At 75.5% G+C, this 18206-nt stretch carries 11 protein-coding genes; 6 read left to right on the top strand and 5 right to left on the bottom strand.

What is annotated here, in order from left to right; translation table 11 throughout:
* Positions 1 to 82: 82 nt before the first annotated feature.
* Positions 83 to 673, bottom strand: coding sequence for a superoxide dismutase (locus tag NQZ70_RS30775; RefSeq protein WP_129577408.1), 591 nt, complete (start codon positions 671 to 673; stop codon positions 83 to 85).
* Between the two features lie 311 nt (positions 674 to 984).
* The gene (locus tag NQZ70_RS30770) at positions 985 to 1635 is read right to left on the bottom strand and encodes a MarR family winged helix-turn-helix transcriptional regulator (RefSeq protein ID WP_129577407.1); all 651 of its coding nucleotides are present in this window, start codon (positions 1633 to 1635) and stop codon (positions 985 to 987) included.
* Between the two features lie 392 nt (positions 1636 to 2027).
* On the opposite strand from NQZ70_RS30770, the gene NQZ70_RS30765 reads away from it, so the two are divergent.
* The 4 genes from NQZ70_RS30765 to NQZ70_RS30750 all read left to right on the top strand — a co-directional run bounded on the left by NQZ70_RS30765 (position 2028) and on the right by NQZ70_RS30750 (position 12598).
* Positions 2028 to 8732, top strand: a complete 6705-nt coding sequence (locus NQZ70_RS30765) for a type I polyketide synthase (protein ID WP_129577406.1) — start codon at positions 2028 to 2030, stop codon at positions 8730 to 8732.
* Complete coding sequence (locus NQZ70_RS30760; protein ID WP_129577405.1) at positions 8729 to 9463, top strand: 4'-phosphopantetheinyl transferase superfamily protein; 735 nt, start codon at positions 8729 to 8731, stop codon at positions 9461 to 9463. The genes NQZ70_RS30765 and NQZ70_RS30760 overlap by 4 nt, the downstream gene beginning before the upstream one ends.
* Positions 9464 to 9492: 29 nt before the next feature.
* Entirely contained in the window at positions 9493 to 11034 is a 1542-nt protein-coding gene (locus NQZ70_RS30755; RefSeq protein WP_129577404.1) for an SDR family oxidoreductase, read from the top strand.
* An 88-nt stretch (positions 11035 to 11122) separates the two neighbouring features.
* Positions 11123 to 12598 carry a cytochrome P450 gene (locus NQZ70_RS30750; RefSeq protein WP_129577403.1) on the top strand — a complete coding sequence of 492 codons (1476 nt, stop codon included), beginning with the start codon at positions 11123 to 11125 and terminating at the stop codon, positions 12596 to 12598.
* 173 nt (positions 12599 to 12771) lie between these two features.
* Here NQZ70_RS30750 and NQZ70_RS30745 read toward each other — a convergent pair whose 3' ends face one another.
* From NQZ70_RS30745 to NQZ70_RS30735, 3 genes are all read right to left on the bottom strand, one after another.
* The gene (locus NQZ70_RS30745) at positions 12772 to 13611 is read right to left on the bottom strand and encodes a GNAT family N-acetyltransferase (RefSeq protein WP_129577402.1); all 840 of its coding nucleotides are present in this window, start codon (positions 13609 to 13611) and stop codon (positions 12772 to 12774) included.
* 112 nt (positions 13612 to 13723) lie between these two features.
* Positions 13724 to 14146: a hypothetical protein gene (locus tag NQZ70_RS30740; RefSeq protein WP_237244196.1), complete on the bottom strand. Its 423-nt coding sequence runs from the start codon at positions 14144 to 14146 to the stop codon at positions 13724 to 13726.
* A 185-nt stretch (positions 14147 to 14331) separates the two neighbouring features.
* Entirely contained in the window at positions 14332 to 15273 is a 942-nt protein-coding gene (locus NQZ70_RS30735; RefSeq protein ID WP_237244195.1) for an AraC family transcriptional regulator, read from the bottom strand.
* Between the two features lie 173 nt (positions 15274 to 15446).
* On the opposite strand from NQZ70_RS30735, the gene NQZ70_RS30730 reads away from it, so the two are divergent.
* Both NQZ70_RS30730 and NQZ70_RS30725 read left to right on the top strand, forming a co-directional pair.
* On the top strand, positions 15447 to 16220 hold the full coding sequence (locus tag NQZ70_RS30730; protein ID WP_129577400.1) for an SDR family oxidoreductase: 774 nt from the start codon (positions 15447 to 15449) through the stop codon (positions 16218 to 16220).
* 179 nt (positions 16221 to 16399) lie between these two features.
* A complete protein-coding gene (locus tag NQZ70_RS30725; RefSeq protein ID WP_129577399.1) occupies positions 16400 to 18196 on the top strand; it encodes a hypothetical protein in 1797 nt (598 codons plus the stop codon).
* The last annotated feature ends 10 nt before the right edge of the window (positions 18197 to 18206 follow it).

Here is an 18206-nt window from a genome sequence, read left to right as displayed (position 1 = left end):
GCTGCGCGGCGAGGTTGCGGCGGCGGGCGCCCGCGAGCGCGAGCCGGGCGCGGCCCGCGCGCTGGGCTCGATCGACAGCGCGCTACGACGACGCGGCGCGGAGGTTCCTGGCGACGGCGTCCCAGCTCACGAGCTTGTCGAGGAACACCTCCAGGAAGCGCTGGCGGTTGTTGCGGTGATCGAGGTAATAAGCATGCTCCCAGACATCGCACGTGAGGAGCGGCGTCGCGCCCGTCGTGAGCGGGGTCTCTGCGTTCGGCGTGTCGAGGATCCTGCCCTTGCCGCCGTCGAGCACGAGCCACGCGTATCCCGAGCCGAAGCGCGCGACGCCGGAGGCGATGAAGTCGCCGCGGACCTTCTCCCAGCCGCCGAGGCCAGCGATGAGATCGCCCACGTCCCCCGAGGGCGGAGGGCCGCCGCCGTTCGGCTTCATGCCCTCCCAGAAGAAGGTGTGATTCCAGACCTGAGCTGCGTTGTTGAACACCGCGCCGGAGCTCGTGCGCACGAGATCGACGAGGCTCTTGTTCGCCTCGGGCTTGCCGTCGATCAGGCTCTTGAGCTTCGACATGTAGCCCTTGTGGTGCTTCTCGTAATGAAACTCGAGCGTCTCCCGGCTCATGGCGGGCTCCAGCGCGTCCTTGGGGTAGGGGAGCGGTGCCACCTCGAAGTCCATGGTGTCCTCCTTCTCTCGTTCGTGCGCGCTCCGGCGAAGCTTGCGCCCGTCGACTCTCGAACCCGCGGCGCTGCCCGTCAATCCGCGCTGACGCCGATGCGCCCGAGGCGGCGATGGAGGCGCCCGCCCGCTCGACAACGCGGCCGACGAGAGCTGCCGTGCCAGACCTGCGCAATGTCATTAGGGCGCCGCGCCACCCCGAGAGTCCAACCTCGGGTCGGAGACACTCGCGGGCCGAGTCTTTCTGCCAGGCCTTCAGGGGGCGCCGAGCGCTCCTCTCGCGGCGCTCCGCCGGCGCCGCACGGTGATCATCACGCCTCCGGCGATCGTCGCTTCGCCTTGCGCTTGGCCGGCTTCGCCGGCTTCGCCGGCCGTTCCCGCGCCGGCGCCTTCGCCGGCCGCGCCGGCGCCTTCGCCGGCCGCGCCGGCGCCTTCGCCGGCCGCGCCGGCGCCTTCGCCGGCCGCGCCGGCGCCTTCGCCGGCCGCGCCGGCGCCGGCGCCGGCTCGGGCCGCGTGGCCAGGGCCACGACGCGGCCGAGCTCCTCGCGGAGCGCGTCCGCTTCGCTGGGGCCGAGCCGCTCGCGGACGTGCTTCTGGGTCCGCTCCCACAGCGGGAACGCCGCCTCGATGGCGCGCTCTCCCTGGCGCGTCAGGAAGATGAGGCGGACGCGCGCGTCGTCGGGCGCGCGCGCGACCCGGAGCAGGCCCGCCCGCTCCAGCGGCGCGAGGTTCCTCGTGAGCGTCGTGCGATCCATGACGAGGCCGTCGGCGAGCGCGCCGAGCTTCACGCCCCCGTCGCCGCACGTCGCGACCGCGACGAGCATCGTGAGCTGCGTCGCCTGGAGCCCCGAGGGCCGCAGCGCCTCGTCGTAGAGCCGCGTCAGCGCGCGCGACGCGCGGCGCACGCGCACGAGGGCGCACTGGCTCGCGATGATCTCGGAGGCACGGGCAAAATCAACCACAAGTGTATCTACACCGTTTCGGGCCGACCCGCCATCCGGGACGTCCCGAACTGCTTGACATCTGTACAGGTGCAGGTACACCTATCCATACGATGCGGGGCGGCATTCCCCGCTCCATCGCTGGCTCGTCGCCGGGTCCTCCAGGCCCCGGCGCGCGCTGACCGATCCGTCGGTCGATCGCTCGATGTTCGCTGCCCGGGCCGCGACGGCGCCGAGGCGCGCCCGCGGCTCGGGTGCGCGGCCGGCGGCCCGCGCCGCGCAATTTAGGTGTAGGTACACTCATTTCGACAGCCCGGACCGCGGGGCGGTGACGGACGCACGGAGCATCGGCTGGCACGCGGTGCCAGGCGTGCGTCGACGCCGCGCGCGAGCGGGCTGCGTGGAGAGGATCCATGGGCGAGTTCTTCGTCGTTCCGTACTGCGTGAAGTTCGAGGACAGCATGGCCTACGGGAGCCATCACTACCTCACCAACTTCCGCTTCCAGTGCATCGCGCGCGAGACGCTCTACTTCGCCGAGGCCGCGGACGGCTCGCTCCCGCACGAGGACGATCGCGCCGCGATCCGGCTGCTCACCAGCGAGGGCTACAGCCGGAACCTCTCGCCGGTCCGCGTGGGCGAGCGCGTCGCGATCTTCATGACCCTCGGCGGCGTGACGCGCTCGAGCGCGTACGGGTACTTCCGCACGGTCCGCTTCGACGGCGAGCCCGTGGCGTGCGGCTACCAGCGGATCGTCGCCGTCGGGGCGACGAGCGACGAGCTCGCGCCGCTGCCCAGATCCGTGACGATGCACGTCGGGGCGCTCGACGAGCAGGTGCCGCACCAGCGCTTCGTCGAGCTCGCCCTGCGCGGCGGCTCCGCGCTGCGTGAGCTCTTCCCCGAGCGCCTCCTCCGGCACGCCGTCGAGGTCGCGCGCGCGCCGCTGCACGCGTCGCGCCCGCACCGCACGCAATCGGGCGCGGCGAGCGCGGCGAGCGCGGCGGGCGCGGCGGAAGAGCCCGCGCAAGGAGGGGCGCCCGCGCGGGCGGGCCGCGGAGGCGCCGCGAAGGTGGCCCTGCTCCTGCCCGGCCAGGGCTCGTTCGACCTCCGGCTGCTGCGCGCGCTCCACGCGCGCTTCGACGCCGCGCGCGCGGCCGTCGCCGAGGCCGAGCCCGCGGCGCGGGCGCTGCTCGGCGCGTCGCTCGCGGCGCTCGTGGCCGCCGGCGAGGCGGAGGCGCGGGCCGCCCTCGACGCGTGCGCCGACCTCGATCAGCTCGGCATCCTCGTCCAGGACTACGTCGCCGTCGCGCTGCTCCGGTCCGCCGGGCTCGAGCCGGACGTCGTGGCGGGGCACAGCCTCGGGGAGATCGCCGCGCTGGCCGCCGCGGGGGCCTTCTCGCTCGCGACGGCCGCGGAGCTCGTGGGCCGGCGGGTGCTGGCCCTGCGCGGCGCGCCGCCCGGCCGCATGCTCGCGGCGCACACCGGCGCCGAGCGGCTGCGCGACGAGGTGCAGGCGCTCGGCCGGGACGACGTGTTCGTCTCGGTGATCAACGCGGCCGACCAGGCGGTCGCCTCGGGCACGGCGGACGGCATCGCGGCGCTCGAGCGGCGGCTCGAGGGCGCCGGCGTCCGGTCGACCGTGCTCGCGAGCCGCTACGCCTTCCACTCGCCCCTGCTCGCGCCGGCGGTCGGCCCGTTCGCGAGCGCCGCCCTGCGCGCGGGCGCGGCGCGGCCGGCGCTGGCCACGTACTCGCCGATCGATCGCGTCCACTACGGCGAGGGCGCGCTCGCGCCCGCGCGCCTGCTCCCCATGCACCTCGTGACGCCGCTCGACTTCGGAGCGGCCGTGCGCGACCTCCACGCGGCCGGCTGCCGCACCTTCGTCGAGTGCGGCGGCGGCAGCGCGCTGACCGCCCTCGTACGACGGAGCGCGCCGCCGGGGCCCGACCTGCGCGTGATCGCGACGTTCCGCGCCGGCGAGGACGTGGTGGCCGAGCACCGGCGCGCGGTCGAGGCGCTGCGCGCCGCCGGCCACGCGCTGACGGCGGTCGCGGCGCTCCCCGAGGAAGCGCAGGACGACCGCCGCCCGCGCGAGGACGCCGCGCCCGCGGGGGCCGCGCCGATCGCCATCGTCGGCATGGGCGCGGTGCTGCCGGGGTCCGGCGGCGTCGACGCCTACCTCGCGCAGCTGCGGTCGGGTACGTGCGGCATCGCCGACACCGGCGCGCGACACCCGGAGCTCGCGACCGACTTCCTGAGCCCCGGCCGCGCCGCCGACAAGACGTACAGCCTGCTGGTCGGCACGGTCGACGCGCTCGGGCCGTACGCCGAGCGCACCGGGTACGACGCGCGCACGCTCGAGCGGCTGCCCAAGACGGCCCGCATGCTGGCGTGCGCGCTCGCCGAGGCCAAGGCGCAGGCGGCCGTGCTTCGCGACGGCGCGCCGCTCCGGATCGCGTGCCTCCTCGGGTCGACGGCGGACGGCTCGATCGAGCACGACGAGGCGACGCTGCTGCTCGGCGTCGAGCGCGCGCTCGCCGGCGTCGCCGCGGGCCCGGCGGACCGCGCGGCCGTCGCGGAGGCCTTGGCGGGCGAGCTCGGGCTCGACGCGGAGCGGCGCGCGGCGTGCCGCGGCCACCTCGAGCCGCTCGCGCGCGTCGTGCGCGACGTCGTGCGCGAGGGCGTGCGCACCGTGGTCGTCGACGCGGCCTGCGCGTCGTCGATGCACGCTGTGCACCTCGGCGCCGCGATGCTGCGCCGCGGCCTCGCCGACGTCGTGATCGCCGGCGGCGCCTACCAGCCCGGCCCGACCAACGCCTGCCAGTTCTCGCAGTTCGGCGGGCTCTCCGCGACCGGCAGCCGCCCGTTCGACGCGTCGGCCGACGGGGTGGTGTTCGGCGAGGGCGCCGCCGTGGTCGTGCTCGAGCGGCTCGACGACGCCCGCGCGCGGGGCGATCGCGTCGACGCGGTGCTCCTCGGCAGCGGCCTGTCGAGCGACGGCCCGAGCCCGTCGGTCACCGTGCCGCAGAGCCGCGGGCAGAGCCTGGCCATGCGGCGCGCCTACGCGGCCGCCGGCGTGGCGCCGCGATCCGTGCAATACGTCGAGGCGCACGCCACCGCGACGCCCGTCGGCGACGCGACCGAGCACAAGGCGCTCGCCGAGGTGTTCGCCGGCGAGGAGGGCGCGCCGCGCATCGCCCTGGGCAGCGTCAAGTCGCTGCTCGGCCACACGGGCTGGACCGCGGGCGTCGCGTCGCTCATCAAGGTCGTGCTCGCGATCCGCGAGCGCACGATCTTCGCGCAGCACGGGTTCCAGGCGCCGAGCGGGCGCATCGACCTCGCGCGCTCGCCGTTCGCCATCCCGACCGCGGCGGCCCCGTGGACGGCGGACGGCGACGCGCCCCGGCGCGCCGGGCTCGACAGCTTCGGCTTCGGCGGCACCAACGCCCACCTCGTCGTCGAGGAGCACCGGCCGGGCCGCCACGCGCCGCGCCCGCGCCCGCGGGGCGAGGCCCGCGCGCTGTGCGTCGTCGGGCTGGGGGCCGTGTTCCCCGGCGAGGGCGGCGCGCCCGCGGACGCGCCCTCGGACGCGCTCGCGTTCGACGAGCGCGCGCTGCGGCTGCCGGCCCGCGCGCCGGTCCTCCCGGACGCCCTCGAGGCGATGGACCCGACGCAGCTGCTCGCGGCGATGGCCGCGGAGAGGGCGCTCGCGGCGCTGCCGGCGCGCGAGCTCGGCGAGCGCATCGGCGTCGTCGTCGGCCACGAGGGCAAGACGCGCCGCGGCGCGCGCGCGAACGAGCGGATCTTCGCCGATCGCGTGGCGAGGGCGCTCCGCGCGCGCGGCGTGAGCCCGGCGCTGGCCTCCGCGACGGTCGACGCGCTCCGCGCGGGCTCGCCCGCGACGGGGCCGTACACGCAGCCGGGCAACATGCCCAACGTCATCTCCGGGCGCGTCGCCAACGTCTTCGGCCTGCGCGGGCCGAACTTCGTCGTCGACGCCTCCGCGGCCTCGCTGCTCGACGCGCTCGCGGCCGCCGATCTCGTGCTCGACGAGGACTGCGAGGTCGTGCTGGCGGGCGCCGTCAACGCGTTCAGCGACGACGTCGCGCGCGGGGCGTCGGCGACCCGCGACCCGCGGCCGGTGGGCGAGGGGGCGCTGCTCGTCGCGCTGTGCACCGAGGAGACCGCGGCGCGCCACGCCTTTCCGGTGCTCGCGCGCCTCCGCGTCGCGCCCTTCGCCGCGGCGGGGGCGGAGGGCGGCCTCGCCGGCCGCGAGCTCGTGGTCAGCGGGCCGGGCCGCCCGCGGGCGCGGCTGCGCGGGGCCGAGGGCGCGATCGAGCTCCTCGAGGCGATCCGCGGCGCACGCGAGCACGGCACCGCCGCCGCCGTGCGCTGGCCCTCGGACGCCCGCGCGGTCGAGGTCGCGCCCCCCGAGGGCGTGCGCGCGGCGCCGCCGTCCCACGTCGCGCCGGCGCCCAGCGTCGCGCCGGCGCCCAGCGTCGCGCCGGCGCCCAGCGTCGCGCCGGCGCCAGCGCCCTCGGGGTTCGCCACGGGCACGCCGATCCACTGCTACGTCCCCGAGATCGCGCGCGTGCCGGCCGCGGGGCCCGCGGCGCGCGTCCCGTCCCGCGTCCTCTACGTCTGCGCCGACGCGGCGCTGGCCGCGGACGTGCGGCGCGCCGCCCGCTCCGCCGAGGAGCGCGCGCGCGTCCTCGAGCTCGCCGGCGACGCGGCGCTCGACGCCGCGCGCGGGCTCGCGGCGCCGGGGCCCGAGGCCGGCGGCGGGGGGCCGTCGATCGACGCCGGCGACGAGCAGCAGCTCAGCGCGTCCTTCCGGTCCCTCGCGCCCGATGACGTCGACGCGGTCGTCGTGCTCACCCGCGCCGAGGACGCGCGCGCGTTCGTCGACGGCGCGCCGGGCTCGTACCGGCCGGCGCTGCGCGCGCTGTTCGGCGCGGCGCGCCGCTACTACGACGCCGTGGGGCGCGGCGACGTGGCCTTCGCAGCGGTCGTCGTCGGCGCGGTGGACCCATCCGGGCGGCTCGCGCCCGCGAGCGGCGCCGTCGGCGGCTTCGTGAAGTCGCTGGCGCGCGAGCTGCCGGGGGGCGACGTGCGCGTCGTCCACACGGACGCGCAGGACGCCGCGGCGGCGCTCGGCGCGCTCTTCGAGGAGTGGCGGCGCGCCCGGCCGGCCACCCCCGAGGAGGTGGTCGATCTCGGCGGCGTGCGGCACGTGGTGCAGCTCGCCCGCCCCTCCTCGGGGTCGCCCGCCCGCGCGGCCTCGCCGCTCGACGCCGACGCGGTCGCGCTCGTGACGGGCGGCGCGCGCGGCATCACGGCGCAGTTCGTCGAGGCCTTGCAGGGCCGCTTCGGCTGCCGCGCCGTGCTCCTCGGCCGCTCGCGGCTGGAGGACGCCCCCCCGCACACGCTCGCGATGACCGACGCGGAGCTCGACGCGTACGAGCGGGACTTCTACGCGGAGGCGCTGCGCGAGGGCCGCGGCGTGCGGATGTCCGCGCTGCGCGAGCGCTACGGCCGCATCCGGGCGGCGCGCGAGGCGCACCGCGTCCTGACCCACCTGCGCGCGCGGGGCGGGAGCGTCGATTACCACGCCGCCGACGTCACGAGCGCCGCGGACGTCGAGCGCGCCGTGGCCGCGGTCGCGGCGGCCTACGGCCGGGTCGACCTGATCGTGCACGGCGCCGGCGTCCAGGTGTCGAGCCGGCTCACGTCGAAGTCGCTCGAGCTCTTCGAGCGGATCGTCGACACGAAGCTCGCGGGCCTCTGCCACCTCCGCCGCGCGCTCGCGCGCCACCTGCCCGCCGCCCGCCCGCACGTCCACCTCGTGACGTCGGCGTTCAGCGCGCTCGGCAACGACGGGCAGCCCGACTACGGCGCGGCCAACGAGGCGATGAACCGCGCCGCCGCGTGCTTCGCGGCCGAGGCGGACGCCGGCCCGTGGTCCAGCATCGCGTGGCTCGGCTGGAACGGCGTCGGCATGACCGCCGGGTCCGAGTACAGCGCGCTCGGCGCGGCGCGCGGGCTCCGGGGCATCGAGCCGGAGGAGGGGCGGCAGATCTTCCTCGACCTCGTGGTCGAGCGCCCCGTCGGCGCGGCCCAGGTGCTGCTCACGGACAGCGAGATCGAGCGCTTCGCCCCGCGCATCGCGGCGTCCGCCCCCCGCATCGCGGCGGCGGGCGCGCCGGAGGGCCCGCAGGAGCGCGCGTGGACGCTCGATCCGCGCGTCGATCCATGGCTCTCCGACCACCGGGCGCGCTCCTCCGCCGTCGCGGCCGGCGCCTTCCTCGTCGAGCTGGCCGTCCGGCACGCGCTCGCGGCGGCGGACGGCGGCGCGGTGGTCCGCGAGGTGCGCGACGTGCGCTTCCTCGAGCTCCTGCGCCTGCCCGACGACGCGGCCCGGGAGGTGCGCACGGTGACGACCCGGAGCGAGCGGCTCGCCGGCGGCCGCGTCGCGTGCGCCGTCGAGGTGCGCGGCGACTTCGTCCACCGGTCGGGCCTGGTCCTCCGCGCCGGCGTGCCCTTCGCGACCTGCGTCGTCGAGCTCGGCGCGATCGACACCCGCCGCGACGGCCTCGCCCCGCGCCACGCCGGGCGCGTCGACGGGCCGGCGTTCCGCGATCCGTACGCGAGCCCCGGCGCGCCGCTCCGGCACGCGGGCTGGTTCGACCACCTCGGCACCGTCGTGCTCGGGGCCGCGCACTCGTCGGCCCGGTTCCGCGCCCCGAAGGACCGCGCCCTTTCGCGGCTGCGCGCGGCCGCGACGCCGTTCCTCCTGCTCGACGCCCTCCTGACGCTGGGCGTCCTGCGCCGCGACGAGGCGGGCGCGTTCCCGGTGTGCGCCGCGGGCGGCGTCGACCGGATCCGCTTCGGCGCGGCCGCGAACGACCTCGCGATCCGCGACGCGGGCGGCCCGATCCGGCTCGTCGCCGCGGCCCCGACCGCCGCGGGCGACCGCGTCCTCGGCGCGTGGGCGCAGGCGCTCGACCCGGCGGGCGGCGTGCTGCTCGACCTCGAGGGGCTCGTGGGGCTCGCGGTGGGCCGCGTGGCCGCCGAGGCGCGCCCTGCCGCGCCGGCGTCGCTGCCGCTGGGGGCGCCGTGACGCCGCCGCTCGCGATCGCGATCGTCCGGGCCGACGAGGCCACGGCGGCGCGCCTCGAGCCCTACCTGACGGCCGGCGAGCGCCGCGCGTGCGCGGGCCAGCGCGCCGCCGCCCGCCGGGCGCAGTCCGCGTGCGCGCGCGTCGCGGCGAAGTGGCTCCGGCTGGAGCTCGCCGCCGGCCGCGGCGCCCCGCTGGTCTCGCTCGACGCGGCCGCGCTCGAGGCGCACCCGCGGGCGGACTACCTCGCCTGCGCGATCACGGGGCCCGGCGGCGGCCCCCCGCGCTTCGAGGACGGCGCGCTCGCGCTGTCGCTCTCCCACGCGGGCGACCTCGCGGCGGCGGCCGTCACCACGGCGCGCGCCGTCGGCGTGGACGTCGAGCGGGTGGAGGCGCGCGGGGCCGCCTTCGCCGACGAGCACTTCACGCCGCGCGAGCGCGACGGGCTCGCGCGCGGCGCCGCGGCGGGCGCGCCGCGCGCCGCGCTCGAGACGCTGCTCTGGAGCGCGAAGGAGGCGCTCTACAAGACGGGGGCGCTCGATCTGCCCGCCCGGTTCTCCTTCCGGGACATCGACGTCGCGTTCCCGCCGGGAGGCGCGCGCCTCGCGCCGCCCTCCGTCCGCGCCTTCGCGCTGACCGCGCGCGGCGGGCAGTTCTTCGGCCGGGCCGTGCTGACCGGTGCGTTCGCGCTCGTCGCGACCGTGCCGGTCCCTCCGGCCATCGCTCTGGGATGAATGGCTCTCAACAACACGAGGTTTCGACGATGCAGGCTCAAGATCTCCTCGAACACGTTCGCTCCGTCTTCGTGCGCATGACGCGCTACCCGGACGAGGTCGTCGTCCCCGACGCCGACCTGGAGCAGGACCTCGGCATCGACTCCGTGAAGCGCGGCGAGATCCTCGCGACGCTGCGCGCCGATTTCGGCCTCTCGGACGCGCTCAAGGCGACGCCCGACGAGCTGCGCACGGTGGCCCGCGTGAGCGACTTCCTCTCGCGCACGCTCACGGCGCGGTCCGACGTCGCGCCGTGGGCCGACGTCGCGGGGGGCGGATGGCACGCGAACGGCCACGCGGAGCCGGCCGGACAGGTCGGCGGTCACGCGGAGCCGGCCGGACAGGTCGGCGGTCACGCGGAGCCGGCCAGGCACGCCAACGGCCATGCGGAGCCCGCCGGGCGCGCCAGCGGCCACGCGGCGCCGGCCAGCGGCCCCGCCGCGAGCAACGGCGCGGCGAGCGCCGCCGCCGCTGCGGGCGAGGCGCTCCGCGCCGTGGTCGAGGCGCTCGCGGACGCGACGCGCCACCCGGCCGAGCTGCTCGTCCCCGACGCGCGGCTCGAGGAGGACCTCGGGATCGACCGCCGCCGGCGCGACGAGGTCCGCGCGCTCCTCCGGCAGCGCGGCGCCCTGCCGGACGGCCTCGCGGGGGCGCTCGACGAGGCCCGCACGGTCGGCGACCTCGCGCGCCTGCTCGGCGCGCCGCCGCCCGCGCAGGCCGCCGCGGCGCGCGCGCCGGCGGCTCCCGCAGCGCAGCGCGCGACCCCGGCGCCCGGGGCCTCGCTCGCGGGCAAGACGATCCTCGTGACCGGATCGAGCCGCGGGCTCGGCCGCGCCATCGCGGCGAAGCTCGGGCGCGCGGGCGCGCGGGTCGTCGTCAACAGCTTCCACTCGCGCGACGACGGCGACGCGGTCGCCGACGAGATCCGCGGCGCCGGCGGCGACGCGGTGCACGTCTGGGGCTCGGTCGCCAACCCCGCGCACGTCGACAAGCTCTTCGAGGCGATCGCGCGCGACGTGGGCGAGCTGCACCACTTCGTCAGCAACGCGTCGAACGGCCGGTTCGGCCCCCTCGAGCAGACGACCCCGGAGCACTGGGAGCTCGCGTTCCGCACGAACGTCATCGGCTACCACCAGTGCGCGTTGCGCGCGGCGCGCCTGATGGAGCGCCACGGCGGCGGCCGCATCGTCGCGCTGTCGTCGAACGGCTCGTCGCGGTACCTCGAGCACTTCGGCGCCATGGGCGCGGTGAAGGCCGCGGTGGAGTCGCTCACGCGCGCGCTCGCCGTCGAGCTCGCCCCGCGCAACGTGCAGGTCAACTGCGTCTCGGCCGGGCCGATCTACGGCCACGTGACGAGCAACTACCCGGATCACGAGCGGATCCTCCCGTACTGGGAGTCGCGCACGCCGGGCGGACGGCTCTGCACCGAGGAGGACGTCGCCGACGCCGTCCTGCTGCTCCTGTCGGACGGGGCGCGGATGATCAACGGCGCGACCCTCACGGTCGACGGCGGGGGCTCGCTGTGCATCTGAAGGCCAGCGCCGGGCTGCGCTCGGCCCGCGTCGGCGCGCGCCGGCTCGCGTCGGCTTCCTTTCAGCTCGTGGAGAAGAAGGAGGAGTCATGAGTGCCAATCTCGATCGGCAGCCCCCGGGCCCCGGCCCGCTCGCCAGCCTGCGGTACCTGGCGAATTTCAGGACCGGCGACATGCGCCATTACGAGGACCTCTTCGCGAGGTACGGCGACGTCGTGCGCCTGCGGGCGCCCGGGGCCGAGGATTTCGTCATGGCGTTTCACCCGAACGACATCGCGCATGTCCTTCGCGCGAACATCCGGAACTACCCCAAGGGCAAGCGGTATCACGAGCTCGCCCACGTGCTCGGCTGGGGCCTCGTGAACAGCGAGGGCGAGCTCTGGCGGCGCCAGCGCCGGCACGTGCAGCCCCAGTTCAACCACGCGAACACCCTCAAGTTCGTGCCCATCATCGTCGACCACATGGAAGCGGTGCTGCGGCGCTGGGACGCACATCCGGGGGAGTTCGAGCGCGACATCAACGACGACATGATGGACGTGACGTTCGGTATCGCGGGCGAGGCGTTCTTCGGCGCCGCGCTGCAGGCCCACACGGACACGGTCCGCGAGGCGTTCAAGTACGCGCTGTCGATCGCGCTCAAGCGGATGTACTCGCTGGTCAACCCGCCCCTGTCGTGGCCGCTGCCCAGCCACGTGCGCTTTCAACGGGCCATGCACCGCGTGCACACCGTGATCGACGACATCATCGACGGCTACCAGCGCGGCGCGGGCGACGCCGACAACGTGCTCGTGCGCCTCATGAACTCGGTCGACCCCGAGACCGGCGCCAAGATGGACCGCGCGCAGCTGCGGGACGAGATCAAGACCATCCTGATGGTCGGGCACGAGACCTCGAGCGTCACCGCCTCCTGGGCGCTCTACCAGATCGCGCAGCGCCCGGAGGTGTGCGCCCGGCTCACCGACGAGATCGACCGTGTCCTCGGCGGCAGGGCCCCGACGGCCAAGGACTTCGAGTCGATGCCGTACCTCGCGATGGTCTTCAACGAGTGCCTCCGGCTCCTGCCCTCCGTGCCGTTCATCCTCCGCAGCCCGCTGGAGGACGACGTCCTCGGCGGCTACCGCGTCGCCGCGGGGTCGACGGTGGCCATCGTCCCGTGGGTGACGCACCGGCACCCGGAGTTCTGGAGCGATCCGCTGGAGTTCAAGCCCGAGCGCTTCGCGAACCACCGGCGGAGCGCGGACGACAAGCTCGCCTACATCCCGTTCGGCGCCGGACAGCGGATCTGCCTGGGCGAGTTCATGGGGCAGCTCGAGGGCAAGATCATGGTCGCGATGGCGCTCCAGCGGTATCGGCTCCGGCTGGTCCCTGGCTTCGACCCGCGATGCCGCGGCTTCATCTCGCTGCAGCCGGTGAACGGGATGCGCATGATCCTGAAGCGCCGGGAGCTGGTGAGGACGGCGCGCCCGGCGCCGGCGGGGCGGGCGGAAGCGGCGGAATCGGCGGCGGCCGAGCCGCTCGCGGCCGCGATGCGGACCGGCGGCTGCCCCTTCGCCGCCAGGGCCTGACGGCGCGCATCGACGAGGTGCTCCAGAGCGAGCCGCAGGGCGGCACCCCGCGCCAGCGCGTCGGTGTCGCGCGCGAGCAAGGCTCCTGGAGCGCCAATCACGTTGAGATCACGCGAAGATCGCTCCACCACGGGTTCGGCAGCATTGACCCCCTCTTCCCCCGAGGACAGCGCTCAGGCGAAGGACTTGCTGAGCTCCGCCTGCGAGTACACGGCCACGAGGCCTGCGCGCTCCAGGTTGCGCTGCGAGGTGCTCCCCGCCTGCGCCACCGAGTAGGCGAGGTCGCACCCGGCGTCGCGGGCGTAGGCGAGGCGGGCGTCGATCAGGGCGCGCTGCACACCCCGGCCGCGGTGGGCCTCGAGCGTGCCGCCCGCGAACAGCAGAGCGACGCGCTCGTGCACGTAGACCGCGCCGACGCCGGCGATGACGCCGTCGGTCGACGACGCGGAGAAGTACGCCGATCCGGGGTCGTGAAAGCACGCGTCGAAGATGTCGCGTCGATCGGGCGGCGGCTCGCCCGGCGTGGCGAACGCGGCGAGCGAGGCCGCGACCCACGCCGAGCCTTCGTCGCGCGCCGCGCGCCGCACCACCACGCCGCCGCGCGCGGCCGGCTCCGGCCCGTGGACGTCGGCGTCTGGGGCGAGGGTGCGCACGAGCACCGTGGCGAGCGAGTCCAGGCGGAAGCCGCGCTCCCCGAGCCGCGCGAGCAGCGAAGGGTGGGCAAAGGGCGAGACCAGGATGCGCGCCGCCGTGCCGCGCGAGGCATAGAAGTCCTCGAGGGCCTCGACGTCGCGCGCCTCGACCGGGCCGCTCATACCGAGGCCGGCCGCGCGCGAGAGCCGGATGTGCGGGGCGACGAACGCGGCGCGGCCGCCCGCGATGACGGCGACGGCGGCGCCCCGCGTCGGGATCCGCGCGGCGACCTCGCGCGCGGCGGCCTCGACCTTCGCGGCCTCGGCGGCCTCGATGCGGGCGGACAGGGCGCGATCGACGAAGACTGGCCGGGGTGTCACGCGGGGAGCGTAGCGCAGAGACGGCGGCGCGGCGGCCAGCAGAAATTCTTATCGATCGGGGATCCTTCTCAGGGGCGGGGCGGACCGTACGCCACGGAGCGTTCCGCGCCCCTCAGGGGATCTCGACCTCCGCGGAGCCGATCTTCACGGGATCGTTCGGCTCGTTGAGGTTGTCCCACCGGCGGTAGAGATCGACCGCGACGGCTCCTTTGCTCAGGCCCTTGATCGTCATGCCGATGTCGTACCGGCAGTCGCATCCGGCGACGGCGCTCGGGTCCATGTCGACCGGCTGTACGAGCACGCCGACCTTGCCTCCAGCGATCCGGACGAAGCCTTCGACTTCCTGCGCGCAGCGGAAATGCCCGGCGCCGTAATCGATGTGAACGGCTCCGCGCTCGGGCGTCGCCGCGAGCGTCTCCTTCACCGTCGTGTCGTACGCGCTCGCAGTGCACTCGCTCTGGGTGAGCCCCTCGATCGCCTCCGCGTCCTCCCAGCCCTCGGGCAGGTCGGCCCCGCATCCGACCGCCAAGAGCATGCCGGCTCCCATCATCATGTTCCGCATCTCGTCCCTCCGGCGGCGATCAACGCAAAGCGCGTACCAGCGAGCGCAGCAGCGATCTCGCGCTGCGGCGGCCGGCGCGTCGCGACACCGCGGTCGCGGGTGTGCCACGAAGGGCGCCCGCGCGCCGCTTCGGTCCTGGCGCCGGACCAGCGCAGCGCTCACGACGGATCCAGGACGAGCTTTCCTCCCGCCCCGTCCACCTCTCGCAGGGCGCGACGTGCGCGCGGCGCTACGTGCGCGTCCGCGGACGGCGGCCAGCCGAAGAACCGACGGTACTCCCGGCTGAACTGTGACTCGCTCTCGTAACCCACGTCGTGCGCGACGGTCTTCACCATGCCCCCTGCATGGAGCATCTGGCGTGCGCGCGTCAACCGGAGCGCCTTCATGTACTGCAGCGGCGAGGATCCGGTCATCGCCTTGAAGTGTTGATGGAACGTCGGGACGCTCATGTGCGCCAGCTGCGCGAGGTCGCCAATCCTCATTCTCTCTGCGAATCGCGCATTCATATGGCGGAGGACGTGGGCGAGCTGGCTCACCGGGCCCTCCGCGAGCGCCCGGAGCGAATCGCCATACGGCCCGTCGAGCACGAGAAAGAGCATCTCGCGGATGGTCTGCCGCGCGAGCGCTCGCGTACGCCGTTCATCGGTCAAGCAAGCCAGCAAGCGGGCGCCGGCGTCCTCGAGGTCGCGCCGGAGCGGCGCGCGAAACACGCTGCGAGAGGGGCGCGCCTGCTGGGGCGCGGGCGGCGCGTTCTCCTCGAGGAGCAGCTCGCGCAGGAGCGCGAGCTCGATCTCGACCACCACGGTGAGCACGGGCTCATCGGCCGACGCGATGGTCCTGCAGAGCATCGGCAGCGGTGAGGTGACCACGAGGTAGTAGCCGGCGTTGTACGCGAACGTCTTGTCGCCCAGGATTGCCTGCTTCTCGCCCGCGCCCACGAGGATCAAGCTGGACGGGTAGAGGGTGGGCGTGGGCGGCTCCGCGACGGTCACGCGGTAGACGACGACGCCTGGATAGCGCGTGCTGTTGCAGCCCTCATGGCGCGCCAGCGCGGCGACTCCAGCAGCCAACGAGTTGCCCGATCGAGCGGCTCTCGACATCCGCGCCATCCTACCCACTTGGTCGACATGGCGCCAGGAGCTTCGTCGCCTCGCTCATAGGATCGAGCATGCCTTTGATAGTTCCGTGTCTTCCGTTTCCGGACGTCACGGCTATCTATTGTCGCGTCGACGGGCCGCGCAGGTGAGCGCGGCCCCAGCGAGAGGAGTTAGACATGGATCAGCAGGCCCAGGGCGCGCTCGCGGGACGGGTCGCCGTCGTCACAGGCGCATCGAGCGGGATCGGCGAAGCGACGGCGAAGGCGCTCGCCGCCCGCGGCGCGCGCGTCGCGTTGCTCGCTCGCCGGAAGGAGAGGCTCGATGCGCTCGGCGATGCCATCCGGAAGGGCGGTGGTCAGTCCGCCGCATGGCAGGTCGACGTGACCGATCGGAGCGCCGTCGAGCGCGTGGCCTCCGAGGTCATCGAGAGGCTCGGGCGCGTGGACATCGTCGTGAACAACGCCGGCGTCATGCTGCCGAACCCGATCGAGGCCAGGCGCGTCGAGCAGTGGCAGCAGCAGATCGATCTCAACATCACGGGTCTCATGAACGTCATCGGCTCGTTCACATCGGCGCTCGTGCAGGCTGGCTCCGGCCCGGGGCCGGCAGATCTCGTGAACATCTCGTCGATCGCCGCCAAGAACATCTTTCCGGCCTTCGCGGTGTACAGCGGGACGAAGGCGTTCGTGACCCATCTGTCGATCCACCTCCGCGCAGAGCTGGGGTCCAAGGGGGTGCGCGTGACGTCCATCGAGCCAGGCATCGTCGGCACGGAGCTGCAGAGCCACGTCGACTTCCATGGCGCGCGCGATTGGCTCGAGGGGTCGAAGTCGCAGATGGAGTGGCTCACCGCCGAGGACGTGGCCGAGGCCATCGCGTTCACCGTGAGCCTGCCGAAGCGCGTCAACCTCCAGCAGGTCACGATCATGCCGACCGGCCAGCCCTCGTAGATCGGGTCCACGAATCGGGCTCGCAGATGAGCGCGAGCGCTCCGTGCCCGATGGGCCTTTCGAGAACTGGCGCTGCTCCAACGACGCGGGCACTCTGCTGCTCCGAGGGTGTGGTCGTATCGGCTGAATCCACCGAGCGCAGGGCGCAAGACAGCCTCGCCGCTGGTACAACGGTCGTCGTGAGACGCCTCGCCCCGCTTGCCGCCCTCGTCCTCTCGCTGTGCTCCTGCGCGGCGAGCTCGACCGCAGACGCGCCCCGCTGCCTCACCGGCCCCGCGCCGAGGGTGGGGCGGCCGGCGGCGGACGAGATGCTCGCGCTGATGCGGCGTGAGCGGGAGCGGGCCGAGCGCGCCCCCTCTCCGCTGGTCCGCGCCCGCATCCTCGAGGCCATCCCGGGGCTCTTCCCGGACACGAGCGGCCTCACCCGCGCGCCCCGCTGCAGCGACGAGCTCGCGGACGAGAGCGCGGCCGCCCTCCGCGGCGATCCCCTCGTGTTCTCGCGCCTCCTCGTCGCTCGCCTCCGCACCGCGCGCGACCCCGGCGCCCTCCTGCCGCTCGTCACGCGCCGCGAGGAGCGCATCACCGCGTACGAGCTCGGCCCGGCGGAGCCGGGGCCGGCGCCGCCGCGATCGCTCGTCAGGTCGCTCGCCCTGGCGAGCCTCCCCGCACCGTGGCTCATGAGCCACCACCCGGAGGGCCGCCAGCTCCTGCTCGAGCGGCTCCGCGACGGCGGCGACGCGCGCGAGCAGCTCCTCCTCCACGGCGCCGCGGCCGCGCTGTTCCAGGAAGCGGCGCGGGGCGATCCGGCGCGCGCGCAGGGCGGCGCGGGACCGTCGCTGCTGCGCGCCTGGCTGCCCGACCTCGCGCGGCGCCTGGAGGGCCCGGCGGACCCGGTCTCGCTGGAGCTCGCGATCCGCCGGCTCGCCGACGTGGGGGCCTACGGAGCGCGCTTCGGCGTCGGGCCCGAGGCCAGGGCGCTCGTCGACCGCATCCTCGCAGCGCGCGGCGAGCTCCCGCTCACGCGCGGGATCGCCGGGGCGGCCCGGGACCTGGCCGAGGTGGCGCGCGGGGCGCTCCACGACCTCGACATCCCGCGGCGATCGGCCGCGCCGGTCGACCTCCCGCCGCCCCGGCGGGACCGCTTCCGGGTCTTCGGGGACTGGCTCGACGCCGAGCCCGCGGGCGGGAAGGTCGCGGCGGCCGACGCGCTCGCGCGCGTGCGCGACCTCGACGGCGAGCTCGCGACGCTGCGCTTCAACCCGTCGCGGTGCCGCGTGCTCGAGGAACTCGGGCTGTGGCTCCCGCCGGACGAGGCGTCCCGGCGCTTCGACGCGCTCGTCGCCCCCGTCTTCGACGGCGAGCGCGTCCGCCTGAGCACCGAGGCCCTCTGCCGGATGCGCGTGGCGCTCCGCCTCGATGGCGTGGACGAGGCGCGGCGGGTGAAGCTCCTGCTCCGGCTGATGTCCGCGACGCCCGCGCAGATCGGCGCGCCCGACACGCGCGGCGACGAGCCGCGCCCCGCGCTCGCGACGCCCCTCGACGCGGCGTCCGTGGCCGCGGAGGCCGCGCGCGCGCTCGCGCGGAACCTCGGCTGGATCGACCGCCACGCAGACCTGCGCGCATGGCTCGAGGCGCAGGCCCTCGCGCCGGTCCCGCCCGGCGGGCCGGCCGCCGCGCGGTGGCGCCTGCTCCAGCCCGCGTTCGAGCGCGTGGTCGCCCTGCACGCGTCCGGCGGCCCTGAGGCGCGGCCGGAGGTGGCACGCGCGATTTTGCGCGGGTGGATGGAATCGGTCCGAGCGGCGGAGGCGCAGCAGCGCGTGAGCGACGCACCCATGGGCGAGGTGGTGAACGCCCGTCTCCGCGCGCTCGGCGAGCACGGGCAGCGCGCCGGCCTCGCCGAGGAGGTCGGCGCATTCCTCGACGAGCGAAAAAGCGAGCGGGCGGCGGTGGTGGCGTCCTATTTGCTGTCGCTCTAGCGAACGAGCT

This window comes from Sorangium sp. So ce836 (genome assembly GCF_028553905.1).
GTDB classification, from domain to species: Bacteria; Myxococcota_A; Polyangia; order Polyangiales; family Polyangiaceae; genus Sorangium; species Sorangium cellulosum_D.
This window is presented reverse-complemented; position numbering and strand designations above follow the sequence as displayed.

Excerpts from the sequence above, each read along its gene's own strand:
- NQZ70_RS30730 (WP_129577400.1), top strand. The coding sequence starts at position 15,447 with ATGGATCAGCAGGCCCAGGGCGCGCTCGCGGGACGGGTCGCCGTCGTC.
- NQZ70_RS30755 (WP_129577404.1), top strand. The coding sequence starts at position 9,493 with ATGCAGGCTCAAGATCTCCTCGAACACGTTCGCTCCGTCTTCGTGCGC.
- NQZ70_RS30735 (WP_237244195.1), bottom strand. The coding sequence starts at position 15,273 with ATGTCGAGAGCCGCTCGATCGGGCAACTCGTTGGCTGCTGGAGTCGCC.
- NQZ70_RS30750 (WP_129577403.1), top strand. The coding sequence starts at position 11,123 with ATGAGTGCCAATCTCGATCGGCAGCCCCCGGGCCCCGGCCCGCTCGCC.
- NQZ70_RS30775 (WP_129577408.1), bottom strand. The coding sequence starts at position 673 with ATGGACTTCGAGGTGGCACCGCTCCCCTACCCCAAGGACGCGCTGGAG.
- NQZ70_RS30765 (WP_129577406.1), top strand. The coding sequence starts at position 2,028 with ATGGGCGAGTTCTTCGTCGTTCCGTACTGCGTGAAGTTCGAGGACAGC.
- NQZ70_RS30740 (WP_237244196.1), bottom strand. The coding sequence starts at position 14,146 with ATGCTCTTGGCGGTCGGATGCGGGGCCGACCTGCCCGAGGGCTGGGAG.